The sequence below is a fragment of the Ruthenibacterium lactatiformans genome, assembly GCF_000949455.1.
Taxonomy (GTDB): Bacteria; Bacillota; Clostridia; order Oscillospirales; family Ruminococcaceae; genus Ruthenibacterium; species Ruthenibacterium lactatiformans.
The window spans coordinates 1-24,593 of sequence record NZ_JXXK01000036.1; the positions used below are offsets into that span (position 1 = coordinate 1).

At 59.5% G+C, this 24,593-nt stretch carries 25 protein-coding genes; 9 read left to right on the forward strand and 16 right to left on the reverse strand.

Features of this window, described 5'->3' with window-relative positions; translation table 11 throughout:
• Positions 1–211: 211 nt before the first annotated feature.
• The 4 genes from TQ39_RS16960 to TQ39_RS16975 form a co-directional block, all read right to left on the reverse strand.
• Positions 212–1,135, reverse strand: coding sequence for a dihydrodipicolinate synthase family protein (locus tag TQ39_RS16960; RefSeq protein ID WP_009323442.1), 924 nt, complete (start codon positions 1,133–1,135; stop codon positions 212–214).
• 70 nt (positions 1,136–1,205) lie between these two features.
• On the reverse strand, positions 1,206–2,030 hold the full coding sequence (locus TQ39_RS16965; protein ID WP_050006408.1) for a carbohydrate ABC transporter permease: 825 nt from the start codon (positions 2,028–2,030) through the stop codon (positions 1,206–1,208).
• Positions 2,031–2,045: 15 nt separating this feature from the next.
• Complete coding sequence (locus TQ39_RS16970) at positions 2,046–2,975, reverse strand: carbohydrate ABC transporter permease (RefSeq protein WP_050006409.1); 930 nt, start codon at positions 2,973–2,975, stop codon at positions 2,046–2,048.
• 189 nt (positions 2,976–3,164) lie between these two features.
• A complete protein-coding gene (locus tag TQ39_RS16975; protein WP_050006410.1) occupies positions 3,165–4,529 on the reverse strand; it encodes an ABC transporter substrate-binding protein in 1,365 nt (454 codons plus the stop codon).
• Positions 4,530–4,803: 274 nt separating this feature from the next.
• Here TQ39_RS16975 and TQ39_RS16980 point away from each other — a divergent pair, with 274 nt between their 5' ends.
• The 4 genes from TQ39_RS16980 to epsC all read left to right on the forward strand — a co-directional run bounded on the left by TQ39_RS16980 (position 4,804) and on the right by epsC (position 8,491).
• Entirely contained in the window at positions 4,804–5,664 is an 861-nt protein-coding gene (locus TQ39_RS16980; RefSeq protein WP_069955773.1) for a MurR/RpiR family transcriptional regulator, read from the forward strand.
• 27 nt (positions 5,665–5,691) lie between these two features.
• A complete protein-coding gene (locus TQ39_RS16985) occupies positions 5,692–6,342 on the forward strand; it encodes an SGNH/GDSL hydrolase family protein (protein WP_009323437.1) in 651 nt (216 codons plus the stop codon).
• A 149-nt stretch (positions 6,343–6,491) separates the two neighbouring features.
• Positions 6,492–7,667 (forward strand): AI-2E family transporter, encoded by a 1,176-nt coding sequence (locus tag TQ39_RS16990; protein ID WP_009323436.1) that lies wholly within the window; start codon positions 6,492–6,494, stop codon positions 7,665–7,667.
• A 167-nt stretch (positions 7,668–7,834) separates the two neighbouring features.
• The gene (gene epsC / locus TQ39_RS16995) at positions 7,835–8,491 is read left to right on the forward strand and encodes a serine O-acetyltransferase EpsC (protein ID WP_050006411.1); all 657 of its coding nucleotides are present in this window, start codon (positions 7,835–7,837) and stop codon (positions 8,489–8,491) included.
• Positions 8,492–8,552: 61 nt separating this feature from the next.
• Here epsC and TQ39_RS17000 read toward each other — a convergent pair whose 3' ends face one another.
• From TQ39_RS17000 to TQ39_RS21060, 11 genes are all read right to left on the reverse strand, one after another.
• Positions 8,553–9,422, reverse strand: coding sequence for an undecaprenyl-diphosphate phosphatase (locus TQ39_RS17000; RefSeq protein ID WP_050006412.1), 870 nt, complete (start codon positions 9,420–9,422; stop codon positions 8,553–8,555).
• A 74-nt stretch (positions 9,423–9,496) separates the two neighbouring features.
• A complete protein-coding gene (locus tag TQ39_RS17005; RefSeq protein WP_009323433.1) occupies positions 9,497–10,252 on the reverse strand; it encodes an exodeoxyribonuclease III in 756 nt (251 codons plus the stop codon).
• Positions 10,253–10,394: 142 nt separating this feature from the next.
• Positions 10,395–11,324, reverse strand: a complete 930-nt coding sequence (locus tag TQ39_RS17010; RefSeq protein ID WP_050006413.1) for a CPBP family intramembrane glutamic endopeptidase — start codon at positions 11,322–11,324, stop codon at positions 10,395–10,397.
• A 77-nt stretch (positions 11,325–11,401) separates the two neighbouring features.
• The gene (locus TQ39_RS21305; RefSeq protein ID WP_050006414.1) at positions 11,402–12,145 is read right to left on the reverse strand and encodes a hypothetical protein; all 744 of its coding nucleotides are present in this window, start codon (positions 12,143–12,145) and stop codon (positions 11,402–11,404) included.
• 6 nt (positions 12,146–12,151) lie between these two features.
• Positions 12,152–12,823 carry a hypothetical protein gene (locus TQ39_RS17020; RefSeq protein ID WP_009323430.1) on the reverse strand — a complete coding sequence of 224 codons (672 nt, stop codon included), beginning with the start codon at positions 12,821–12,823 and terminating at the stop codon, positions 12,152–12,154.
• Positions 12,824–12,825: 2 nt separating this feature from the next.
• Positions 12,826–13,719: an ABC transporter ATP-binding protein gene (locus TQ39_RS17025; protein ID WP_009323429.1), complete on the reverse strand. Its 894-nt coding sequence runs from the start codon at positions 13,717–13,719 to the stop codon at positions 12,826–12,828.
• Between the two features lie 15 nt (positions 13,720–13,734).
• A complete protein-coding gene (locus TQ39_RS17030; protein WP_082052331.1) occupies positions 13,735–14,109 on the reverse strand; it encodes a GntR family transcriptional regulator in 375 nt (124 codons plus the stop codon).
• A 184-nt stretch (positions 14,110–14,293) separates the two neighbouring features.
• Positions 14,294–14,695 carry a hypothetical protein gene (locus TQ39_RS17035; RefSeq protein WP_050006415.1) on the reverse strand — a complete coding sequence of 134 codons (402 nt, stop codon included), beginning with the start codon at positions 14,693–14,695 and terminating at the stop codon, positions 14,294–14,296.
• Positions 14,696–14,862: 167 nt separating this feature from the next.
• On the reverse strand, positions 14,863–15,324 hold the full coding sequence (locus TQ39_RS17040; protein WP_009323426.1) for a C-GCAxxG-C-C family protein: 462 nt from the start codon (positions 15,322–15,324) through the stop codon (positions 14,863–14,865).
• A gap of 6 nt (positions 15,325–15,330) precedes the next feature.
• Entirely contained in the window at positions 15,331–17,034 is a 1,704-nt protein-coding gene (gene ade / locus TQ39_RS17045; RefSeq protein WP_050006416.1) for an adenine deaminase, read from the reverse strand.
• Positions 17,035–17,222: 188 nt separating this feature from the next.
• Entirely contained in the window at positions 17,223–17,396 is a 174-nt protein-coding gene (locus TQ39_RS21060) for a hypothetical protein (protein WP_009323424.1), read from the reverse strand.
• 419 nt (positions 17,397–17,815) lie between these two features.
• Here TQ39_RS21060 and hrcA point away from each other — a divergent pair, with 419 nt between their 5' ends.
• The 5 genes from hrcA (at position 17,816) to TQ39_RS17070 (ending at position 23,916) form a co-directional block, all read left to right on the forward strand.
• Positions 17,816–18,835, forward strand: coding sequence for a heat-inducible transcriptional repressor HrcA (gene hrcA, locus TQ39_RS17050; RefSeq protein ID WP_009323423.1), 1,020 nt, complete (start codon positions 17,816–17,818; stop codon positions 18,833–18,835).
• A 4-nt stretch (positions 18,836–18,839) separates the two neighbouring features.
• The gene (gene grpE / locus TQ39_RS17055) at positions 18,840–19,454 is read left to right on the forward strand and encodes a nucleotide exchange factor GrpE (protein WP_050006417.1); all 615 of its coding nucleotides are present in this window, start codon (positions 18,840–18,842) and stop codon (positions 19,452–19,454) included.
• Between the two features lie 93 nt (positions 19,455–19,547).
• Positions 19,548–21,383, forward strand: a complete 1,836-nt coding sequence (gene dnaK, locus TQ39_RS17060; protein ID WP_009323421.1) for a molecular chaperone DnaK — start codon at positions 19,548–19,550, stop codon at positions 21,381–21,383.
• A 204-nt stretch (positions 21,384–21,587) separates the two neighbouring features.
• Positions 21,588–22,748: a molecular chaperone DnaJ gene (gene dnaJ, locus TQ39_RS17065; RefSeq protein ID WP_009323420.1), complete on the forward strand. Its 1,161-nt coding sequence runs from the start codon at positions 21,588–21,590 to the stop codon at positions 22,746–22,748.
• Positions 22,749–23,052: 304 nt separating this feature from the next.
• Entirely contained in the window at positions 23,053–23,916 is an 864-nt protein-coding gene (locus tag TQ39_RS17070) for a polyphosphate kinase 2 family protein (protein WP_009323419.1), read from the forward strand.
• Positions 23,917–24,033: 117 nt separating this feature from the next.
• Here TQ39_RS17070 and TQ39_RS17075 read toward each other — a convergent pair whose 3' ends face one another.
• Positions 24,034–24,444, reverse strand: a complete 411-nt coding sequence (locus TQ39_RS17075) for a hypothetical protein (RefSeq protein ID WP_009323417.1) — start codon at positions 24,442–24,444, stop codon at positions 24,034–24,036.
• Positions 24,445–24,593: the final 149 nt, after the last annotated feature.

Below are 24,593 nucleotides of genomic sequence, written 5' to 3' on the forward strand. Positions count from 1 at the left end.
GTTCACTCCTTGCCGTTCCGGCGCAGATGCGCCGTTGCTGTAAGTCCGCATTGCGGCTTCTCCGCTCAATAAGCGCCGCAGCCCACCGGGCACCGGCTTTTTCGTGTGCGGTTCATGAACCCTGGTATGCAGGGCGTTCCCAATGCAAAAAGCCCCGGTGCAGGGCAGGGCCGCCGCCCGTGCCCTGCGTCCGGGACTGGAAGGGGGAGCGTTATAAAGCGGCAGCGCGCTCAATGGCCGCGTCTATCATCGCCGCACATTTTTCTACCTGGGGCATATCTTCAGGCCCGAGGCCCGGCAGCGGCGCGCGCACGCCTCCCAGAATCAGGCCCTCGCGCAGGCGAAGAATTTCCTTCATTACCGCATACAGGTTACCGCGGCAGGCGCACATGGCGTAGATGATCGCATCAATATCATACTGGACGGCACAGGCTTTTTCAACCTCGCCTGTTCGCAAAAGCGCATCGGCCTTCAAAAACAGCTCCGGCATCACTGCATAGGTGCCGCCGATACCGCCGTCCGCACCCATCGTGCGCCCGCCCACAAACTGTTCATCGGGACCGTTGAACACCACGAAGCCCTCGCCGCCCGCAGCCTTGAACATCTGGATATCCTGCACCGGCATGGAAGAATTTTTTACAGCCGCGACACGGGGATTTTTGCGCATCTCCTCAAACAGGGGCATCGTCAGCGCCACACCCGCAAGCTGCGGGATATTATAAATCACAAAGTCGGTGTTGGGTGCGGCGTTGCTCATCGCGTTCCAGTAATCGGCGATGGCGTATTCCGGCAAGTGAAAGTAGATGGGCGGAATGGCTGCGATGGCGTCTACTCCCAGGCTCTCGGCATGGCGCGCCAGTTCCACGCTGTCCCGCGTGTTGTTGCACGCCACGTGTGCGATGACCGTGATGCGCCCTTTGGCTACCGCCATCACATTTTCCAACGTGCGCTTGCGGTCGTCTACGCTTTGGTAAATACATTCGCCGGATGAGCCGCCCACATAAACGCCTTTGACGCCTTTTCGAATCAGATGCTCTGCAAGCGCGCGCACCCGTTCGGGGCTCACCTCGCCCGCGTCGTCATAACAGGCATAGAACGCGGGGATGACGCCGCAATATTTTTCAGGCTCTCTCATAAAAATCGTTCCTCTCTCAATGGGGCGGCACAGGGCAAACAGCGCGCCGCCGGATATGTGCAGGCGGCCGTCATCCCTTGACGGCGCCCATGGTGATGCCCTGCGTAAAATACTTCTGGAAGCAGATGAATACTGCAACGATGGGTACTGCGCCCAATGTGGCGCCCGCCATCATCAGCCCGTAGTTCGTCGCGAACTCCGATTGCAGCCGGGCAATGCCCAGTGAGACCGTGATGGCATCGCTGCTTTTGAGCATGATGAGCTGCATAAAATAATCGTTCCAGGTATTGACGAAGGTGAAGATGGCAAGCGCCCCTACGCCGGGCTTGACGATGGGCAACACGATATCCCAGAAGGTGCGCAGTTCGCCAGCGCCGTCGATTCTCGCGGCCTCCAGAAGCTCGGAGGGCAGAGTCTCGGAAAACTGTTTCATCAAAAATACGCCGAACGGCCAGCCGACCGTGGGAAAGATGACGGCCCATGAGGTATTGTACAGCCCGATGGCCGCCATAATGCGCACCAGGGGCACCATCACCACCTGCTTTGGCAGTGCCATGGCGCATACGAAAAGGGCAAAAATGAATTTTGCGCCCGTAAATCGCTTTTTCGCCAATGCATAGCCCGCCAGCGAAGCGGTAAAGCATGTCAGCAGCGTGGCCATGGCGGCCTGGAACACACTGTTCCACAGCCAAAGGCCCGCCGGGTTTTTAAACAACTTAACATAGTTTGCCACCGTGGGCTCCGCAGGGAACCATTGAGGCGGCAGCTGGACCGTCGCCGTTTGCAGCTTAAACGAGCCGGTCACGATCCAATACAGCGGGAAGATGAAGGTGAAAGCCAGCAGGCACAGCGCCGCCCACGCAAAAACTGTATAGGCTTTTTTATTTTTTTCCATTGCGCTTTCCCCTCCTTAATATTCCACGCCGGTGTTCATCGTTTTGAACTGCAGAACACTGAACAGCGCAATGATAATGGCCAATACCACACCTACGGCGTTTGCATACCCATAACGGTACAGCGTGAAAGCATTGGTATATAAGTAATACATCACCGTGTCGGTGGAATGCTGCGGTCCGCCGGAAGTGAGCAGTTGGATGAGTGCGAAACACTGAAAGCTGTTGATGGTGGTAATGATGGCCACATACAGTGTCGTAGGCATGACGGAGGGCCATTTGATCTTCCAGAAGGTCTGCAGCTTGGTGGCGCCGTCCACCTCGGCGGCTTCCACCAGGGATCGGTCCACGTTGCCCAATGCCGCTACGTACAGCACAATGGGCTGCCCCACCGAAGTGGTGAACAGGATGAGGATAATGCACCAGATGGCAAAACGCGCATCGCCGAGCCACATGATATTCTGATCGATGACCCCCAGAGATTTGAGAGCCCAGTTAAAAATACCGTTATAAGCATCGAACATCCATTTCCACACGACCACGACCGCCACGGTGCCCGTGACCGCGGGCAGATAGAACACACAGCGAAAAAACGAACGCGGTGCCTCGTGCATCGGCGTGATGGCGGAAGCCACCCACAGCGAAAACGCGGTGACGGTGGGAACCGCAACCACAACGATGAGCAGCGTATTGAGCAACGCACGGTAAAACGTGGGCGTGGTGAATAGCTCTGCGTAGTTGCGCAGGCCCACGAAAGTCTCCATGGAGACCGGGGTCTTCATGGTGTAATCAAACAGGCTTGTAACAAAGCCTGTGAGCATGGGAATGATGATAAAGCAGCAGAAAAACAGCAGCGCCGGCAGCATGAAAAGATAACCGACGATATTGTCGTGGCGGCGCAGTGCGTGGCTGCGTCCATCCGCCTTGCCCGGATTGCGGTGCGCCATAAAAAGATTCCCCCTTTTACCAGTTGAGCCGGCCCTTGAAAACGGGAGGCCGTGCGGGAAAATATGTGCCGCTGCGCGCGGCCGTGGTATGCAGAAAGCGAACCAAACCTTTGTATGCGGTCCGGTTCGCCTTCGCACATCCGCCGCGCAGCCCCGCTGACGGCGGGGCTGCGGCGTCCGGTTTGTGGTTTATGCCATACCCGCGTTGGAATTTTCCACGTAGGCGTTTACAGCAGCGGTGACGTCGTCGCCATTGGTGACAGCCTGCAGCATGTTCCACCATTCGGTGCGCATGTTGGCAAAACCGTCCATAGTGTTGTAATACGGAGCATAATATTTCGTCCAGCCGGACAGCAGTTTATACTCTTCATTTCCCGCATACAGGTCTCCGAAACTGGCGCGCACGGGAAACGCGCCGGTGCGCACAACGTTCTTCGGGCCCCAGGTCTCGTCGTCGCATACAAATTTGATAAACTCTTTCGCTGCGGCAGCTTTCGTGTCATCGCCGTTGTCGAACACACAGAAGCCGTTGACCAGATACTCCAGCGCGGGCACGCCGTCGTCGGAGGGGAACGGCAGGGAAAGCGTGGTGATAGCGTTCTCATCCAGCGTGGCCTGGTTCACAAGCTGCGTGGAGGTACCCCAGCAAAGTGTAAAAGAGGTGCTGCCTGTCTTGAACAGCTCGATATCGCTGCCTCCGTTGTAGGCAACGCCGTTGCCCAAAAGGCCGTCCTGAATCCACTTCTGCGCAGTTTCCAGGCCCTTGACGCCAGCTTCGCTGTTCATGGTATACTCGGTCATGTCCGCATTGGCAATTTCGGCTCCGTACAGATTGCTGATGAAGGCCCGGGTGCCCTGGTCCCCGCCCTGGCCCTGGCAGAACAGTGTGCCGGGATTCACACCGGCCTCGTGCAGAGCCTTCAGCGCTTTTTCAAAGTCCTCAGTAGTCCAGGTGCGGTCGCCCTCCTGGTTGACAAACTCAAGAGCGCCGGCTTCTTCCCACTGCTTCTGATTGATGACCATATAGAACGGAGCGGAGCTGATGGGATACATGTAGGCGGTGCCATTGCCCTTGCATGCATTGACCAGCGCGTCGTTATTCACATCTTTGACGAATTCATCGGTAAACAGATCGTCCAGAGACACCAGCTTGCCATTCTTGCCGTATTCGATGATGCGGCCCGGGGCGTCGAACAGCACGTCGGGGGCCGCATTGCCCTCGATGGCAGCCGTGATGGCGTCCGGCCCGGAGGTGAAGTCGATGGTCTCGAGGTTCACCTTGATGTTGGGATACTTTTCGTTGAACGCTTCAATGATCTTCTGCTCGTAAGTGCCGGCGGGATCATCGGCATTTTCCTGCCCAAAGGTAGGGAACGCCCACCAGGTAATCTCTGCGGTCATCTGGGTGGGGTCGTCCGACGGGGAAGCGGAAGAAGAAGCGGCCGGGGCCGACGTAGAGACGGGTGCGGAAGAGGATGTGCCGCTTGCATTACAGCCGGCAAAAATGCCGACGGACAGAACCAGCGCGAGAGCGACGGCGAACAGCTTTTTCATAGTGGTCCTCCTGTTTTTGATATATTGGGGACGGCGCGCACCGCGTACCGGTACCTGCGGGGCGCGTCCTGTCCTGCTTCGTCCTCATAGTACCATTTGTGAAAAACATTTTCAATCTGCTTTTGTAATGAAAATCTTTTCGTTTTTTGTGCATCGTGCCAAATTCTTACAATTTGATGAAAAGCTCTTGTGTGTTTTCCTTTCGTATGCTTATAATTAAAGAAAGCATAAATGAAAAAGATTTTCATTTTTAAATCTGAAAAGGAGGCGCCCCGTGGAATATAAGGACGTATTGGATACGATGACGGGTGAATACAACAACCTCACGAAATCCGGGCGGAAGGCAGCGGACTACATCTTCGCGCACCGTGTGGAGGCACAGTACATGTCCATCACGGCGCTGGCGGAGGAATGCGGCGTAGCCGAGGCCACGATCTCACGGTTCTGCCGTACGCTGGGCTTTTCCGGTTACAATGATTTCAAGCTGGCCCTTGCAAAGGCCAGCGGCGCCCCGGCGGCGGATGACGAGGTCGGCATCTATGGAAAGGTCCTGCCGGAGGACAGCATTACCGACATGTGCAAAAAGCTGTATGCCACGAACGTGGCGGCCATTGGCCAGACGCTGGCGCAGATCGACGAGGAGAACGTGGGCCGGGCAGTGAAATATCTTTCCGCCGCACAGCGGGTCTACTGCTTCGGACAGGGGGGAAGCCTGGTCATTGCCATGGAGGCATGGGCGCGTTTCATTACAGCCGCACCCCAGTTCCAGTGCATCGAGGACTCCCACATGCAGGCCATGGCCGCGGCGCTCTCCACGCCGGACGATGTGATTCTGTTTTTTTCCTATTCCGGCGCGACAAAGGATATGCTGGATGTGCTGCGCCCGGCGCGCAGACGCGGCGCAAAGATCATCCTGGTGACGCATTTTGCAAAGTCGCCTGCCGCTGCGATGGCAAATGTGACCCTGCTGTGCGGCTCCAAGGAGGGGCCGCTGCAATCCGGTTCCGTGGCTGCAAAGATGGGTCTGCTGTTCATCATCGACGTACTGTTCAATGAATATTGCCGCACCAATCCCGCCCTGACGGAGGCGAACCGCGAGGCTACGGCAGGAGCCATTTCAGCAAAGCTGCTGTAAGCACAGAACGAAAGGGATGTGACTGTGATGGATTATGAAAATATCACCGAGCGCCGTATACTTGTATTTGGAGATTCAAACACGTATGGATACGACCCGGAGCGGGACGGCCGCTATGGGGAAACAGAGAGATATCCGTGCCGTATACAGGCTTTGCTGGGGCCGGGCTGGACCGTGATTGAGGAGGGCCTGCCGGGCCGTACCGCGGTGTTTGACGACCCCGTCACCGAAGGGCTGTGCGGCCTTTCCTACCTTACGCCCTGTATGATGAGCCATGCGCCCTTGGATACACTGGTGGTGATGTTGGGAACAAATGATACGAAGGAACGGTTCGGATGCAATGCCTATCTCATTGCACAGGGCATTGGACGCCTGTTGAAAAAGGCTGCCGATACCGATGCATGGCGTGATAAACCCGATATATTGGCTGTATGCCCTGCGCCTATTGTGCCCGCATACGAGAGTCTGGTCTTCCGCAACGCTTTGGGTGGCGGATGTGCGGAAAAGGCTGCCGCTCTGGCACAGGAACTGGAGCCCGTGGTTCTGCAGCTGGGTGCGCGCTTTCTGGACGCAGGGCGCGTGCCCGGCGTGGAAGTGCATCCGCTGGATGGCATACACCTGACGCGGAGCGCGCATGCGGCATTGGCCCAAGCGCTTGTAGAGGTACTGAAAACGTGATAAAATGAGGGCGGACAAGATCCGTCCTTATTTTTTGCGGCCGGCTGCGGACGTGTTATTTTTACAGCGTTTTTGTTTTGCGGACACGTCTTCATGCTGTATGATGGATCTGAAAAACGATTGGAATGAAAAAGAAACGGAGTATTCCTGTGAAACTGGACAAACTGACTGTACTGAAAATCCTGGGCATCGCGGGTGCGGCGATATTCTTTTACTGGGCCCTGCAAAACCTGTCGCTGCTGGCGGACGCGGCGGGCTGGCTGCTCAATATCCTGTGGCCGCTTCTCCTCGGCTTCTGCATGGCGTTCGTGCTGAACATCCCGATGCGTTTTTTTGAACGGCACCTTTTGAAGAATCCAAAAAACAAACGCGCGGCGGCGCTGCGCCGTCCGTTGTGCATCCTCCTCTCGCTGCTGGCCATCATTGTTATTTTGACGGCGGTGTTCGCCTTGGTGGTGCCGGAGCTGCTGAGTGCGTTCGCGGTGCTGGGAGAGGCCATCCCCGAGTTTTTGACGGCCGCGCAGAAGTGGGCGCTGGAAGGGGCCGACCGGTTCCCGCAGGCGGAGCAATGGCTGGCTTCGCTGCAGATCGACTGGAATGAAACGGGCAAAAAGCTTCTGAGCTACGTTACCGAAGGCGCGGGCAATCTGCTGGGCGGCACGGTATCGGTACTGTCGGGCATCGTGGGCGGCGTGTTCAACGCCATCATGGCGTTCATCTTCGCGCTGTATATCCTGCTGGGCAAGGAGAAGCTGAAAAGCCAGACGGCCCGTGTGTGCGTGGCGTTTCTGCCGCGCAAATGGGCGGACAGCCTGTTCTTTGTGGCCAATATGGCCAGCCGCACGTTTGCGAAATTCGTTTCCGGCCAGTGCACGGAGGCGTGCATTCTGGGCACGCTGTGCTGGCTGGGCATGTCGCTGCTGCGGCTGCCCTATGCGCCCATGATCGGCGCGCTGGTGGGCATTACGGCGCTCATTCCCATCGTCGGCGCCTGGGTGGGCCTCATTGTGGGCGCATTCATGATCGGGATGGAGAGCCTGACGCAGGCGCTGATCTTCGTGATTTTCCTGCTGGTGCTCCAGCAGGTGGAGGGCAACCTCATTTATCCCCGTGTGGTCGGCTCCTCAGTTGGGCTGCCGCCCATCTGGGTGCTGGCCGCCGTCACGGTGGGCGGCAGCCTGTGGGGCATTGCGGGCATGCTGTTTGCGGTGCCGGTGTGCAGTATCCTGCACGCGCTGCTACGCTTGGGCGTGCACCGCCGCCTGGAGGCGCAGGCTGCTGCCGGGGCCTCTGTGCCTGCGCCGACGCCGGAGGAGAAAATGTGACTGAACCAGAAAAGCGCCGTTCCGCCGGAACGGCGCTTTTTTCTTGCGTATATACTACAAGAATGGTATACTATAACCCATCGGCGGCCCGTCCGGGCCGGAGTTTTGGAATAAAAGAAGAAACGTGCCGCGGGAAAATCGCCCGCCGCGCGGGAGGAGGGGTTTGAATGGGCCTTTTGGCGGACGCGAAGTCCATGCTGAAAAAAGATCCGGCTGCACGCAGCCTGGTCGAAGTAATGCTGCTGTATCCGGGCTTTCACGCGCTGGTGTTCTACCGGGTGTCGCACTGGTTTTACAAGCACGGACGGTTGTTCTGTGCCCGTATGGTCAGCCAGTGGGGGCGGGGCTTCACCGGCATCGAGATCCATCCCGGGGCCACCATCGGAGACGGCCTGTTCATCGACCATGGCGCGGGTGTCGTCATCGGCGAAACGGCGGAGATCGGTAACAACGTCACTCTATACCACGGTGTTACGCTGGGGGGCACCGGAAAAGATGAGGGAAAGCGCCACCCCACCATCGGAGACAACGTGCTCATCGGCACAGGCTGCAAGGTGCTGGGGCCCATCACCATCGGTGCGAACAGCCGTATCGGAGCCAACAGTGTGGTGCTGTCCTGTATTCCCGCCAATGCCACGGCCATCGGCATTCCGGCTTGCGTGGTGCGTGTGAACGGCAGCAAGGTGGCGCGTTCCAGCGAGGAGCTGAACCAGCGGGACTATCCGGACGTGGTGCACGCGGACATCAAGGCGCTGCAGCAGCGCATCGCGGCGCTGGAGTGCGCTCTGGCGGACCCGCAGGCTGCGCCTGCAGAAAAACGGTAACAAAAAAGCGCCCCGTTCAGCCGGAACGGGGCGTTCTTTTATTTTTGCGCTTACCGGAGGCTTACAGCGCGGGCTTCAGCAGATAGAAATACGCCAAAACCAGCGCGCCCAGACCAATGCGGTACCAGCCGAACACCTTGAAATTATGCTTTTTCACATAGTTCATCAGGAACCGGATGCACAGCATGGAAACGGCGAACGCCACGGCGCAGCCCGTGAGAAGAATTCCCACTTCAGAGCCGGAAAAGCCGCCGCCGTCGGCCAGGAACTTGACGACCTTGACGAGACTGGCTCCCGCCATGGTGGGGACGGCCAGGAAGAACGTGAACTCGGCCGCCACCGTGCGTGAACAGCCGATGAGCATCGCGCCCAGGATCGTTGCGCCGGAACGGCTGGTTCCCGGCACCAGCGCCAGGAACTGGAACAGACCGATGAACAGAGCCATGCGGTAATTGATCTGTCCAATGCGCCGCACCTGGGGGCGGCGCTTGCCCACGGTGCTTTCCATAAGCAGGAAGAACACGCCGTACAGGATGAGCATGGCGGAAACAACGGGCGGATTGTGCAGGTGCTCGGTCATCCAATCGTCCAGAGGCAGGCCGATGACGGCGCTGGGCACAATGGCCACCAGCACGTGGAACCACATGTCCCACACGTCCTTGCGGCAGTAGCGGTCCACCAGGCCGGACACACCGGAACCGCAGGCGTCCCGGTTGATGCGGAACGGCCACAGTTTGCTCCAGAAAATCACTACCACCGCAAGGATGGCGCCGAACTGAATGACTACATCGAACATTTCCTTAAAAGCATCCGATGTGGACATATGGATGAATTCATCGGCCAGGATCAGATGGCCGGTGCTGGAAATGGGCAGCCATTCGGTGATGCCCTCGATGACGCCCAGCAGCGCCGCGAAAAGATAATCCAGCAAAATAAGTCCCCCTTATTCCGGGCGCACAGCGTCCGTGGTGCGGGGCGCGCCCCGCCGTACAGTATATGCGTGCGTCACACATCCAAGACCAGCCCCACCGGGCAGTGGTCGGACCCGTACACGTCGCTGTAAATGAGCGCGTCGCCAATTTTTTCGCGCAAACGTTCGCTGACGATGAAATAGTCGATGCGCCAGCCCGCGTTGGTCTCCCGCGCGCGGCGGAAATAGCTCCACCAGGTGTAGCGGCCCGCGGCGTCCGGATACAGCGCGCGGAAGGTATCCACAAAGCCGCTCATTAAAAGGTCGGTCATTTTCTGGCGTTCCTCATAGGAAAAGCCCGCCGAATGGATGTTCTGCTTGGGGTTTTTCAGGTCGATCTCCCGATGGGCGACGTTCAGGTCGCCGCAATAGACCACAGGTTTTTCCGTATCCAGCGCGCACAGATAAGCGCGCAGATCATCCTCCCACTGCATGCGGTAGGGCAGGCGCGCCAGTTCATTCTGGCTGTTGGGCGTATAGACGTTGACGAGGAAGAACTGCTCGAACTCCAGCGTGATGGCGCGGCCCTCGTGGCTGTGCTCCTCTTTGCCGATGCCGTAGCGCACGGAGAGCGGTTCCATGCGGGTGAAAACGGCTGTGCCGGAATACCCCTTTTTCTCGGCGCTGTACCAGTATTGGTGGTAGCCCGGCGGCGAAAATTCGGCCTGGCCCGGCTGCATCTTCGTTTCCTGAAGGCAGACGACGTCCGCGCCGAAGCCCTCGAAGATGTCCGCGAAGCCCTTGCCGAGGATGGCCCGGAAACCATTGACATTCCACGATATCAATTTCAAAACGATATACCTCGCATATTTCTTTCAAAGTTCGGGACTTTCCGTCCCGGATATTGCACAGTATAGCACAAAATAGCCCCGCTGCATACCGGGATGCGGCGGGGCGCGCGTTATTTTCCGTTTTTTGCACGGAACGGACCGCTCATGTCAAAAAGGTGACCACAAGAATAAGCGCCGCGCACAGACCTGTGTATGCCAGCATGCCCGGCGTGCGCAGCGCACGGCCAAAGCTGTGGGCCGGGCGCTGCGCCCCCTCTCCTTCCCTGCCGTCCGCGGGTGCTGCACCGGGAAACCGCCAGCGCCTGCGCGCCGCAATCACGGCGCCCGCCGCAATGCTCACAAGCACCAGTATCCCCACGGCAGCCGTGCCCCAAATCCCTCCGTATTGTATGAAAAGGGGCGCCGCCATCGTGCCGATGGTGTTGATGGCAACATGCAGCAGGATGGTATACCGCAGCTTTCCCGTGTGGGCGTAAATGTAGCAGAAGACGGCGCCCAGCACAAAGGCATACAAAAGCTGAGACAGATTGGCGTGGAAAAGCGCGAACAGGAACGCGCCCACCAGTACATAGGTGCGGACGCCGTATCCGCCGATTTTATCGTACAGCAGCTTGCGGAACAAAAACTCCTCCCCCACGGGTGCCAGCACGCAGGCGAACAGAAACGTGGCCAGCGGGCTGCTGTTCATTTGCATCAGGGCAAGTGGGTTCTGCACCGCGCCGCCCTTAAGCATTCCCAGCAGAGCTGTGATGCCGAGGGAGACGAAATTGAACAGATACGTCACGCCCAGACACAGCACCAGCCAGCGCAGCCATCCTCCCGCCGTCAGCGCGGCGCTGCCCGCCGTGCCGGGCGTGCCGGGCACGAGTTTTTGCAGCAGCAGGATAAAAACAGGGACGGCAATGCAATACAGCGGCGCATAGGAGAGCGCCCACAGCCCCCAGCCCGTCTCCAGCAGGCTGCCCAGCAGTGTCATGCCGGCCAGCTGGAGCGCCTGTGTTACCAGCATCAGCACAAAGTAGCAAAGCCCCACCCGGGACATGGTGTTTTTGAATGACAAACCGTTCTGCATCACAGATGCCCTCCTCTTTTTCAGCAGCGGCATGTGGCGCGCTTTTGACACTCCGCCGCAGAGCCGCCGCGCTGTGCTTATGCTGTCTGGCGCACGCTGCCCCGCAGCAGCAGAGCGGCGCCTGAAACCGTGGCGGCTGTAAGAAGCGCAAGCGCCAGAAGCACCCGCGCCGGACCGCCGGGGATGAATGCCAGAACGTCCACCACCGCGCCCAGCGCACGGCCCAGCAATGTGTCGCGTCCCGCGCCCTCGGCCAGCCGTGTGAAGGTGTCGCCGAACAGGAAAACAGCCATATATGCCGCCCACAGCAGCCACAGCGCCCGCCGTCCCCAGCGCTGGATACATGCGCCCAGAAACAGCCCGGTGCAGGCAAGGACGAGAACTGCCGGCAAAATCACCCAGGCCCAGCGCAGTGCCTCCGGCTGCAGAAGGTCCGGCCCGTCAATGGGCATGCCGCGGAAAAGCAGCAGATACAGCCCGCGGTCCAGCAGCGTCAAAACCACTATGCCTCCGACGAGGCACAGCAACTGCAGGCACACGGTGACGAACATCCCAAACAGAAAACGGCGCCGTGTACAGCTCATCGTCAGCGCCTGCTCGTAGCCGCAGGAGAAATAGTACAGCGCAAAAATAACGCCGAACATCACCAGCATGATCGCTGCAAATACAGTGCCAAGGGAAAAATACTCCTCCTCATGAGCGAAATACATGATACACAGGCTAAGCGCCTCGCCAAGCAGCCAGGCTCCGCCCAAAACAGCCAGCGATTGCCACAGGCTGTTCCGGTTGAGCAGGAATTCCCGTTTGATCGATTTTAACATATATGCTCACCCCTTTACCGGTATGCGGCGGCACATGAGCCAATCCAGCCAGCCCAACAGCACGGCCAAAACGATGGCGCTGCCGCCCAGCGCCCACGCATTGGAAAGAAAGCGCAGCATCGCGTCCAGCATGCCGTCCAGAGCTCCCGCCGCACCCGCGTAGCCGATGATCCCGCCGATCACCGCACATCCGCCGACGATCAGTACGAAAAATACGATCATGCCCACACGCCCAAAGCGGAGGCTGACAAAACCCAGCGCTTCACCAACGGACGCGCCGAGGAGCAGCACGGCAAACAGCCCCACCAGCATCGTACCGGTGAACAGGGCGTCCACGCCGAACATCCATTTTACTGCGAGCTGGATCAAAAGCAGGCATACGCCGATGCCTCCGGCCAGCATCACCTTGGCCGCCTGTGCTCCGGCGAAGAAGCCCCGGCGCGTAACGCCCATGGAAAGAGGCAGCGGCATGTAAGACTGGATCAGGCTTGCCTGCAGCACAAAGGGGAACATCATCCCGCAGGCGAAGGCCATGCCCAGAATACGCCAACCCGCGCTTTCAAATTCGGACAGCGGCGTGGAAACGGCGTAAAATGCAATGAACAGTGCGCCGACGCCCAACAGCGCGCCAATGAACTGCACTACCAGCAGGCTCAGATATTTTACGGTACGCAGCATCGTTATTCCCCTTCCTTATGGCCGCCCGTCAGGTAGACGAACACCTTTTGAAGCGTCACGCCGCTGATATCCACATCCAGCCCGTCTGCGCTGCGGCGCAGCGTATCCAGGCTGCCGCGCACGCAGGCCGTGCGGCTGCGGCCCAGGCCCTCTTCGTGGATGACCTGCAGCCCGGCGCAGGCGCGGGCCACGTCCTCGTCCCGGCCAGAAACATAGTGGAACTGGGCCACGAAGCTTTCGCAGTTGCCTGTCTCGATGACACGGCCGTTGTCGATAAAAATAATATCCTCAAACACGCCCGCGGCTTCCTCGATGATATGGGTGGAGATGATGAAGGTGCGTCCCGTTTCGGCGTAATCGGCCAGAAGCACATCGTAGAACTGTTCCCGCGCCACCACATCCAGGCCGGCCACCGGCTCGTCGAGAATGGTGATGGGCGCGCGGCTGGCCAGCGCCAGAACGATGGTGACCATGCTCATCATACCCTTGGAGAGCTTGTAGATCTTCTTTTTGGTGTCCAGCCCGAACATCTCGATCAGTCGTGCGGCGTACTCCTTGTCCCAGTGGGGGTAGTACAGTGCGGCGGCGCGCAGGTATTCCTTCACCTTCAGTGTGTTCTGGCCGAACAGCAGCATGGGCGAAAGCTCGCGGGAAAAGCAGATCTCGTCCAGTGCTTTCTGGTTTTCCCACACGCGCTCCCCGTTGTAGGTAACGAGGCCGGAATCGTGGGTATTCTGTGCCGTCAGAATGCTGAGCAGCGTGGTTTTGCCCGCGCCGTTGCGTCCGATGAGGCCATAGATCTTGCCTGGCTCGATGGTCAGCGAGACGCTGTGCAGCACCTCTTTTTTGTTGTAGCTTTTGACCACATCCGTGGCCTGCAATACTCCGTTCGTCATGTCCCTGTCCCTCCGTTACGTTTTGTCCGCCGCGGCCTGTTCAATCATGGCCATCAGCTCTTCCTTGCCGATGGCAAGGGTGCGCGCCTCGTCCACAAGGCTCCTCACATATGTTTCAAAAAAACTGTCTTTGCGCTTTTGGATGATTTTCTGTTTGCTGCCCACCGCAACGAACATGCCGATCCCCCGTTTCTTGTACAAAATGCCCTCGTCTACCAACAGGTTCAGCCCTTTGGCCGCCGTGGCCGGATTGATGCTGAACGCTTTTGCAAGTTCGTTGGTGCTGGGCGCCTGTTCCTCTTCCAAAAGCAGGTCCCGCACGATGTTGTCCTCCAGCATGGCTGCGATCTGCAGATAGATGGAGGTGGAATCATTCAGGTTTCCATTCAATTGTCTGCGCTCCTTCCCTCCAAAGGTTATTTGGTTGTGTGGTTCATTACTTGTGTAACTAACTATACAACATGCAAAGACGGTTGTCAATCCCTCCGTCAAAAATTTTTGTTTTCCCTGCGGCAGATTTCCCGCCAAAGAAAAGCGCCGGAGCCTTCGAAAAGGCTCCGGCGCAGGCGGGAACTTATTGAGCGGATGGCCCCGCATCGGGGTCGAACCGTGTGAGAAACTGGCAGTACACATAAAGGTTCTGGACCTTTGTTGCCTCATTGCCGTACTCCGTGCGGATACTGGGCTGCGTCTCCGACGGCGTGACATAAAGGCGGAACGCAATGGCGTCCTGGTCCACCGCCATGTTCTCCACGGGTGCGTAATTGAAGTTGCGGATGGCAACGTCCAGATGCTTGTACAGCAGCTGTTCGATCTCGGCGTTGGAAAAGCACCGGACGACCTCACGGCTGCCGTGCATTTCAATGATGGCTTTTACTTCCTCGAACGAGATCTCCTGTAAACGGAAACAGCCCTGATGCAGCAGGGCGAGCATGGATGCGTTGTCAAGCAGCAGCAGCGGTTTGGATACGGCCATGGTACTCTTCCTTTCTGTTTGAAAAGTGGAGGAACAGCCCTCCCTGTCTTTATAGTACCGTGCAGACATCCAAATTGTCAATTATTGTTAAATTTATATCGTTTTATAAGTTGATTGTTGTGAAATGTATCAAAAACGAACTGCCGCACTTGGTGGGAATGCGGAATTTACAGCCGGGCGGGATGCTCGGCCAGCCATTCCTCCAGAATTTGAGCCGCCAGCGCCACCAGCTCCGGGCAGGGGCGCTTTTTATAATATTCCGGCGTGCGCGCCTCGGCCTGCGGTGTGCCCTCGGGACGGGCCAGGCCCAGCAGCTCCCGGCAGATGATGCTGCCGTTTTCGGCCCGGAAGCGCCCGGCCAGCTCCTGGATCATCGCGTAGGTATCGGTTTTCTCCGGCCCGGCTTTGGGGTCGTTGTAGCCGCGCAGCGCGCTTGCGGCCAGCGTCATACCGCTTACCGCACCGCATACCTCCCGCATCCGTCCCATGCCTCCGCCAAAGCCGCTGGCCAGGCGTGCCGCGGCGTCTACCGAAAGGCCCATCTCCGGTGCGAACGCCCCGGCCACAGCCTGCGCGCAGTTATAGCCCTCCAGAAACAGCGCTTTCGCGCGTTGTGCTTTTTCACTCATATCCGATCAGTCCTTTACCAGGGAAAATGCAGTTACGTCGAACAGGCCGCGGTCCGTCAGGCGCAATTCCGGTATAACGGGCAGCGCCAGAAAGGAAAGGCTGGTAAACGGGTCCACATGGTACGGGATACCCATGGCCTTTGCCCGTTCCAGAATGGCGCCCGCTCCGGCCTGTATCTCCTCCCACGGGGCGGTGCTCATCAGGCCTCCCACGCGCAGGGGCAGCGCGCCCAGTATTTTTCCGCCGCCGGCCAGCACATATCCGCCGCCGATTTCTTTCAAATGGTTGATGGCCAGCGCGAGGTCCGCGTCGTTGTCTCCCGCCGCGATGACGTTGTGGCTGTCGTGCGCCACGCTGGTGGCAATGGCTCCGCCTGTGATGCCGTAGCCCTTCAGCGGGCAAACGGCAACGCCCCCGTTTTTGCCGTGGCGTTCCACCACGCATAGTTTGGTATAAACGGCGTTGGGCCGGAAAAAGCCGTTTTCCGAAGGAACCTCCTCCACTGCGTGCCGCGTGACGATCTGGTACGGCACCATCTCAATGACATGGGCCGGGCCCGCGACGGGCAGCGCAAGGTCGGCAGGAGCCACGTTCTCAAAGTGTACCGAATGCAGCAGCGCATCGGGTACGGGGGCGGCGGCAAGGCCTGCAAAGCGCTCCTCCACGGGCCGGCCGTCCTTGTAAACCGCGCGCACGGTCATCTGCTTGAGGCTGTCCAGCAGGACAAGGTCGGCCCGATAGCCCGCGGCCACGGCGCCCAGGTCCCGCAGGCCGTATTCGCGGGCTGCGTTCCAGGTGGCCATTTTGATGGCGGTGACAGGCTTCATGCCCAGGCTGATGGCCTGGCGGACATTCCATCGCAGATGGCCGTCCCGGGCAATGTCGTCCAGATGCTTGTCGTCGGTGCAGAACAGGAACCGGTCGGCAGGCAGGTCGCTGTCCAGCAGGCCGTTTACAAGCACCGAAAGGTTTTTCGCAGCGCTGCCCTCGCGAACCAGCACAGCCAGACCCGCGCGCAGCTTTTCGGCGGCCTCTGCAAAGGTGGTGCACTCATGCTCGGTGCGGATGCCCGCGGCTGCATAGGCCTGCAGCTCTCTGCCAGAAAGGCCGGGAGCGTGGCCGTCGGCCCGCTTTCCCGCATCCGCGGCCAGCGCCAGCTTTTCCAGTACGGTTTGCCGCGCGGCCAGCACGTCGGGATAACACATCACCTCGCCCAGGCCCAGTACGCGGGGATGCGCCATAAACGGGGCCATGTCTGCGGCGGTGAAATCCGCGCCGTTTGTTTCAAAGGGGGTGGCGGGCACGCTGGAGGGCAGCATCAGGTACACGTTCAGCGGCAGGTTTTCCGTTGCATCCAGCAGATATTGTACGGCCTGTGCACCGCATACGTTGACGATCTCATGCGGGTCGGCCACAATGGTGGTGGTGCCGCTGCGGGTAGCGGCGCGGGCGAATTCAAAGGGCGCGGCAAGGCTGGATTCGATGTGGATGTGCGCGTCGATGAAACCCGGACACAGGAATTTGTCCGTGCAGTCCAGTTCTGTCCGTCCCCGGTAGCTTCCCACGCCCGCAATCACGCCGCCCGCCACCGCCACGTCTGCAGTGATGATTTCCTCGGAAAAAACATTGACCACGTTGACGTTTTTGAACACGAGGTCGGCGGGGGCGCGCCCCGCCGCCACGTCGATGCATGCTTTGTCCGCTTTCATTGTCCGGCCGCCTTTCCTGTTTTTGGTTTTTACCAGTATACTACATTATATAAAAAACGAAAAGGGCTCCGGCACATTCGCGCAGGCAGGACGCTCTGCGCTTCCCCGCCCAAAAACAAAAAGCCCGCTGAAAGCGGGCTTTCGGCTCTGCATCCTGTCAAATTTTTGTACGCAGTGGTATGGCCGCGTCAGAGCGCGGCCTTGAGCCGCCGGGCCAGCCGCATCAGCAGTGTGGGATTCCGGCGGTAATAATCCGCCCACCAGGCCTTTTCGGCGCGCTTGTCATAGGGAAGACGGCTGTACGGCTGGGTGCGGGGATATGCGCGTTCATACTCGCAGTTGAGACGAGGGTCCATTTGCATGAAAACAAGCCTCCTTTTTGAGGCCGCCCGGCACCGGGCGGCACAGTTGCGTGCAGAGCGTTTTGCGGGATGTGTTATTCTATTTTATGCCCCCGACGGGGACGGTGTGAGCTTCCGTTCCTTTCCGCTTTCAGTATATCATGTCCGCCAGTGAACGACAATATACCGTTTGCACGAAAGCGCGGCCATTGCTTACAGCAACCTGCCGGAACGGTTTTTCCGGCGAATACACCTGTGTGCCGCGTGCCCTCATGCTGCGGTTTTTGCCGCAGTTGTGACGAAATTGTAAAAGTTGAAAAAATTCGCGCATTTTGCCCCGCAGGGCTTGACATACTAAAAAAGTGTTGTAAAATAAATTTAGCACTCGAACAGATAGAGTGCTAAACAGCAAGAGAGGAAAGGTGGTGTGGGCGGTGCCGATGGACGATCGGAAACGGCGTGTGCTGCGAGCGATCGTAACACTGTATGGCGCGGACGGAGAGCCGGTTGGCAGCGGTCTGCTGGCCGAACAGTTCGGACATGCGGTGTCCAGCGCCACGCTGCGCAACGAAATGGCCGCGCTGACAAAGCTGGGCCTTCTGGAGCAGCCCCACACCAGCGCCGGGCGCGTGCCCAGCGCCAAGGGCTACCGCTACTACATCGACAATCTTCTGGATACAGGTGCCCGCCTTCCCGCTGAGGAAAAACGGCAGATCGACCTTTTGTTCCGCGAGATGGACTACGACCCCGAACGTCTGGCCGAAAGCGCCGCAAGGGCTTTGGCGGACCTGACGGGCTACTGTGTCGTGGCTACAACGCCCAAAAGCGAGGACCTGTGCATCGCCCATTATGAGGTGATGCAGGTGGGCCGCTACACGGCGGCGGTGCTGGCCGTCACCAATGCGGGCGGTGTGCGCACGCGCACGGCAAAGCTGGATTTCGCGCTGCGGCCCGGCGACGCCCAGCGGCTGTCCCAAGCGCTGAACACCTACCTTACCTTCCGCAGCGCGGCCGACGTGCGCGAGGAACAGATGCGTACCGCAGCACAGAGCCTGGGCAGTGCGGTATATTACCCGGTGCTTTCGGCGGCGGTGACGCTGCTGCGGGAAGCGGGACGGCCCAATGTATATCTGGAGGGCCAGCAGAACCTGCTGAATTATGCCGAGCTTGCGGACAGCTTCCGCACGCTGATGGAATTCTTCAGCGACACAGAAGCCGTCAAGCGCTACGTCAGCCCCAAGAGCGAGCGCACCACGGTGCTGCTGGGCGACGAACTGCCCGAGTACCGCATGCCGGGCTTCTGCATCATGACGAAGCGCTATCTCGCGGGAGGCGGGCTGACGGGGGCCATCGGCATCGTAGGTCCAACGCGCATGCCCTACCGGGAAACGATCCCGCGGCTTGAATATTTCGCATTGCTGCTCGGCGAATGCATGTCGGGCAGGGTGCAGGAGGAGTAGCAACATGGCAGACACGGAAAAAGACGTGAACCGCGCGGCCGCCGCGCCGCAGGAGGAAGCGTCCGCCGCGCAGGCGGCGCCCGAGGCACCGCAGCCTGAAACGCAGGATGCAGAAAAGACGGAAAAAAAGGAAAAGCATACAGAAGGCAAGGCGCATGCCGAGCTGGCCGCACTGAAAACCAAGCTGGAGCAGGCTGAAAAAAAGCTGGCCGAAACGAAAGACACGCTGCTGCGCACCGCCGCGGAATATGAAAACTTCCGCAAGCGCAGCGCCAGGGAGCACGATGCCGCGTTCGACAACGGCGTGAGCTTCGCGGTGAACACGCTGCTGCCCGTGCTGGACACGCTGGAGATCGCCGCCGACGCGCCCACCGCGGACGAGAGCTATAAAAAGGGCGTGACCATGACGCTGGACAAATGCCGCGAGGCGTTCGGCAAAATGGGTGTCAGCGAGATCGAGGCGCAGGGCAAGCCCTTCGACCCCGAGCTGCACGCAGCCGTGCTGCAGCAGCCCTCTACCGACGACATGCCCAGCGGCACCGTCACGCAGGTGATGCAGAAAGGTTATCTGCTCCACGACAAGGTCATCCGCCACGCGGCCGTGGCTGTGGCCGAATAGGCTGACATCTCAAAGCCGAAAGGCTTTTTGATATAAATTCAGAAATCACCACATATATTCACCGAGTTTTGATAAAAGAGGAGTCTGAGAGTTATGAGCAAGATTATTGGTATCGACCTTGGCACCACAAACAGCTGTGTTGCCGTCATCGAGGGCGGCGAGCCCGTCGTCATCGCCAACGCCGAGGGCGCGCGTACCACGCCGTCCGTCGTGGGCTTCACCAAAACAGGCGAGCGCCTGGTGGGCCAGGTGGCAAAGCGCCAGGCCATCACCAACCCCGACCGTACCATCGCTTCCATCAAGCGCCATATGGGCACGGACTATAAAGTGGACATCGACGGCAAGAAATACACCCCGCAGGAGATCAGCGCCATGATTTTGGCCAAGCTGAAAGCGGACGCCGAGAGCTATCTGGGCGAAAAGGTCACCGAGGCGGTCATCACCGTACCGGCGTACTTCAACGACAGCCAGCGCCAGGCCACCAAGGATGCCGGCGCCATCGCCGGCCTGGAGGTCAAGCGCATCATCAACGAGCCGACGGCCGCGGCCCTTGCCTACGGCGCGGACAAAGAGGACGACCAGAAGATCATGGTCTACGACCTTGGCGGCGGTACGTTCGACGTCTCCATCATCGAGATGGGCGACGGCGTCACCGAAGTGCTTGCCACTGCGGGCGATACGCATCTGGGCGGCGATGACTTTGACAAGCGCATCATCGACTGGCTGGCCGATGAGTTCCAGAAAGAGAACGGCGTGGACCTGCGCAAGGACAAAATGGCCGCGCAGCGCCTGAAGGAGGCCGCCGAAAAGGCCAAGATCGAGCTGTCCGGCGTGGCCAGCACGGCCATCAACCTGCCGTTCATCACGGCGGACGCCAACGGCCCGAAGCATCTGGATACCACGCTGACACGCGCCAAATTCAACGAGCTGACCGCAGACCTGGTGGAGCGTACGATGGGCCCGACGCGCCAGGCGCTGAAGGACGCGGGCCTGCAGCCCGGCGACCTGCATAAGGTGCTGCTGGTGGGCGGCTCCACCCGTATCCCGGCCGTGCAGGAGGCTGTGAAGAACTTCATGAAGACCGAGCCCAGCAAGGGCATCAACCCGGACGAGTGCGTCGCCATCGGCGCGGCCATCCAGGGCGGCGTGCTGGGCGGCGACGTCAAGGGCCTGCTGCTGCTGGACGTTACACCTCTTTCCCTGGGCATTGAGACCATGGGCGGCGTATGCACCCGCATCATCGAGCGCAACACCACCGTGCCCACGAAGAAGAGCCAGATCTTCTCCACCGCGGCCGACAACCAGCCCTCCGTTGAGGTCAACGTTCTGCAGGGCGAGCGCGAATTCGCGCGGGACAACAAATCTTTAGGCACCTTCCATCTGGACGGTATCGCTCCGGCGCCCCGCGGCGTGCCGCAGATCGAAGTCACCTTTGACATTGACGCCAACGGTATTGTGAATGTTTCCGCCAAGGATCTGGGCACCGGCAAGGAGCAGCATATCACCATCACCTCCTCCACCAACATGAGCAAGGAGGATGTGGAAAAGGCCGTGAAGGAAGCTGAGCAGTATGCGGCCGAGGATAAGAAGAAGCGCGAGGAAGTGGATATCCGCAACGGCGCCGACCAGATGGTGTTCCAGACCGAAAAGGCCATGGGAGAATTCGGCGACAAGGTGTCTGAAAGCGAGAAAACCGAGGTGAACGCGAAGCTGGAGGCGCTGAAGGAAGCGCTGAAGGGCAGCGATATCGAGGCCATCAAGGCGAAGCAGGAGGACCTGCAGAAGGCGTTCTACGCCATCAGCGAGAAGGTCTATAAGGACGCGGCGGCGGCCGGGCAGGCCGCCGGCCCCGACATGGGCGGCCAGCCCGCGGGCGGCGGCAACGGCGGCGACGACAACGTCGTGGACGCCGAGTACAAGGAAGTGTAAGCACCCCCGGCGGGTGCGCGGAAGAGGGACAGCCGTGCAAAGCGGCTGTCCCAAACCGCTTTTGCGGGGGCGCGGCTTTACAATGCGCCGCGCCTCTGTTACAATATGGGAGCTGAACGGGAGGCCCCGCGTTCAGCCGCACACGGCGGACCAAGACGGACCGCCGCGTGCCCACTTCTGAAGAAATCAAGGTGAGAAAGTACAATGGCAGATAAACGCGATTATTACGAGGTACTCGGCGTGCCCAAAACGGCCTCGGACGACGAGATCAAGAGCGCCTACCGCAAACTCGCGAAAAAATATCACCCGGACCTGAACCCCGGCGACAAGGCCGCTGAGGAAAAGTTCAAAGAGGTGGGCGAGGCATACGAGATCCTCAGCGATAAAGATAAACGCGCCCGGTATGACCAATTTGGCCATGCAGGCGTAGACCCCAACTACGGCGCGGGCGCGGGCGGCGGGTTCGGCGGTGGCTTTGGCGGCGGCGTGGACTTGGGCGACCTGTTCGGCGACTTGTTCGGCGGCGGCTTCGGCGGCTTTGGCGGCGGGCGCCGCGCCAACCCAAATGCGCCGCGCAAGGGCGGCGATATTCGCGTCAGCCTGGTGCTCAGCTTTATGGAGGCCGTCCACGGCTGCACCAAAACCGTCAGCGTCAACCGGCAGGACACCTGCCCTGAATGCGGCGGCACGGGCGCGGCCAAGGGAACCAGCCCCGAGACATGCCCGGACTGCCACGGCTCCGGCTATGTGACGGTGCAGCAGCGCACGCCTTTTGGCGTAATGCAGAGCTCGCAGCCCTGCTCACGCTGCGGCGGCAAGGGAAAGATCATCAAATCCCCGTGCTCCAAGTGCCACGGCAGCGGCAAGACCTCCAGCACAAAGCGTGTTGAGGTAAAGGTGCCCGCGGGTATCGACGACGATCAAAGCATGCGCCTGACAGGTCTGGGCGACGCGGGCCTCAACGGCGGGCCCAGCGGCGACCTGATTGTGATCGTGACGGTGCGCCCGGACGCCATGTTCGAGCGCGACCGCTTCGACGTACATGTCACAGTGCCGGTCACGTACAGCCAGGCCGTTCTGGGCGCGGAGGTGGTGGTGCCCACCATCGACGGCAAGGTACAGTACACGGTGCCGGAAGGGACACAGAGCGGCACCACGTTCCGCCTGCGGGGCAAGGGCATCCAGTATGTCAACGGCCGCGGCCGGGGCGACCAATATGTTAAGGTCGTGGTGGAGATCCCCAAGAAGCTGACAAAGACCCAGCGCGATGCGCTGAAGAAATTTGAGGATACGCTCAAGGACGATAACTACGAACAGCGCAAGGGCTTTTTCAAAAGCCTGCGGGATAAATTTGAAAACGGCTGAGTCCGGTACGGGCGGCGCGGGATATTCCCGTGCCGCCTTTTTGTGTGAAATTTACGGCGGCATGCAAACTCTGCGCGGTTCGTGTTATAATAACCTTAAGCCTGCCGCTTGCGCGGCCGCGCGTGTGCGCAGCACACGCTGATGCGCCGGCGCGCATGGGCTTGAGAACATTGAAACACGCAAAACCGCAGCAGGCGCGGTTTTGTTGTGGCCGCTTCGCGCCGTCGTGTTATAATAACCTTAAGCCCGCCGCTTGCGCGGCCGCGCGTGTGCGCAGCACAAAAAAGGCAGGGAGCTGAAATAAATGAGCCTTAAGGATTACCGTTTTGACGGTGAAGAAAAGCTGGAACTGCGCGGTATGAATACCGGCGCGAAAAAAGACGGTGTGGACAAGGAGGATATCCTCCGGCGCACTGAAAAAAATCTGGGGCGCATCGAGGCGCTGCAGGACAAGCTGTATGCGGATGGACGGGAGTCCGTGCTCATCATTCTGCAGGCTATGGATGCCGCAGGCAAGGACAGCACTGTCAAGCATGTGATGGGCTGCGTGAATCCCCAGGGAATAGACGTGCACAGCTTTAAACAGCCAACCAGCGAGGAGTTGTCTCACGATTATCTTTGGCGTGCCATGAAGGCGCTGCCGGCCCGGGGCAAGATGGCGCTGTTCAACCGCTCGTATTACGAGGATGTGCTGGTGGTAAAAGTGCATGCGCTGCAAAAAAACTACAAAATGCCCGCACGCGTGCTGGAGGACCCGGACTTTTTCAAAAAACGCTACCGGCAGATCCGCCATTTTGAGGAATACCTGTACGAAAACGGCTGCCGCGTGGTGAAGATATTCCTGAACCTTTCCAGAGAAAAACAGAAAGAGCGTTTTCTGGAGCGCATCCAGGTGGAGGCGAAGAACTGGAAATTTTCCCAGGCGGATATCCGGGAACGGGCCTACTGGAACGATTATATGGACGCCTACGAGGCGGCCGTAAACGAGACGGCTACCCGCCACAGTCCATGGTATGTGATCCCGGCTGACCAGAAATGGTACACGCGGTATCTGGTCTCCGAGGCGGTGTTGGGCGTGCTGGAGGATATCGACCCCCACTATCCTAAGCTTCCGCCCGAGCATGCGGCAGAACTGCAGGAATGCCGTGAGGCGCTGGAAAACGAGTGACGCGGCCTTCCGCACAGAAAAAGAACAAAAAAGGGCGTTTCCCCGGCAGCATCGCTGCGGAGGAAACGCCCTTCGGCATCATTGGGAGGGGACGGGAGCAAAGACCGGCCCGGCCGGTCAGACGGCGGATTCGAGCACACGCTCTTCCATCAGCTCGCTGCCGCGCCATGCGCGGAACACCACGCGCAGGCGGCACCCCTCTGCGGGCGTGCCCGGCAGTCTGGCGTCCAGCCGCACGCCGCCCCGGAAGGATGCCTCGACCTCCCAGCCGCCGTCTGCACGCGGACGGCGCAGCTCGGCGACGACGGTGCCCGTACAGCCGCGCGCGGGACGCATGCCTGCCCTGACGTGCAGTGCATCTCTGCCGGGAGCGGGTGCTTCGCGGCGCGCGGCGCAGTCCGCCGCTTCGATCCATTCGCCCGAAGGCAGCTGCGCCCACAGCGCGCGCGCACGGGGTGCGGCCGCCGCCGCGCATAAAAGCAGCACGGCAAGGCCCAACAGGAAATACAGGCGTCGGGAGCGTGTCATGGGGCGGCCTCCTTTCAAAAACAGCGGGAAAGAGCGGTTTACAGCTTTGTTTATAGCATACAGTTGTTTCTATCTTGTAAACGAATGCACGCAAAATCGCGGTTTCGAAATGAATGACCGGAGTTGACAGAGCCTTCGAATCCTCCTAC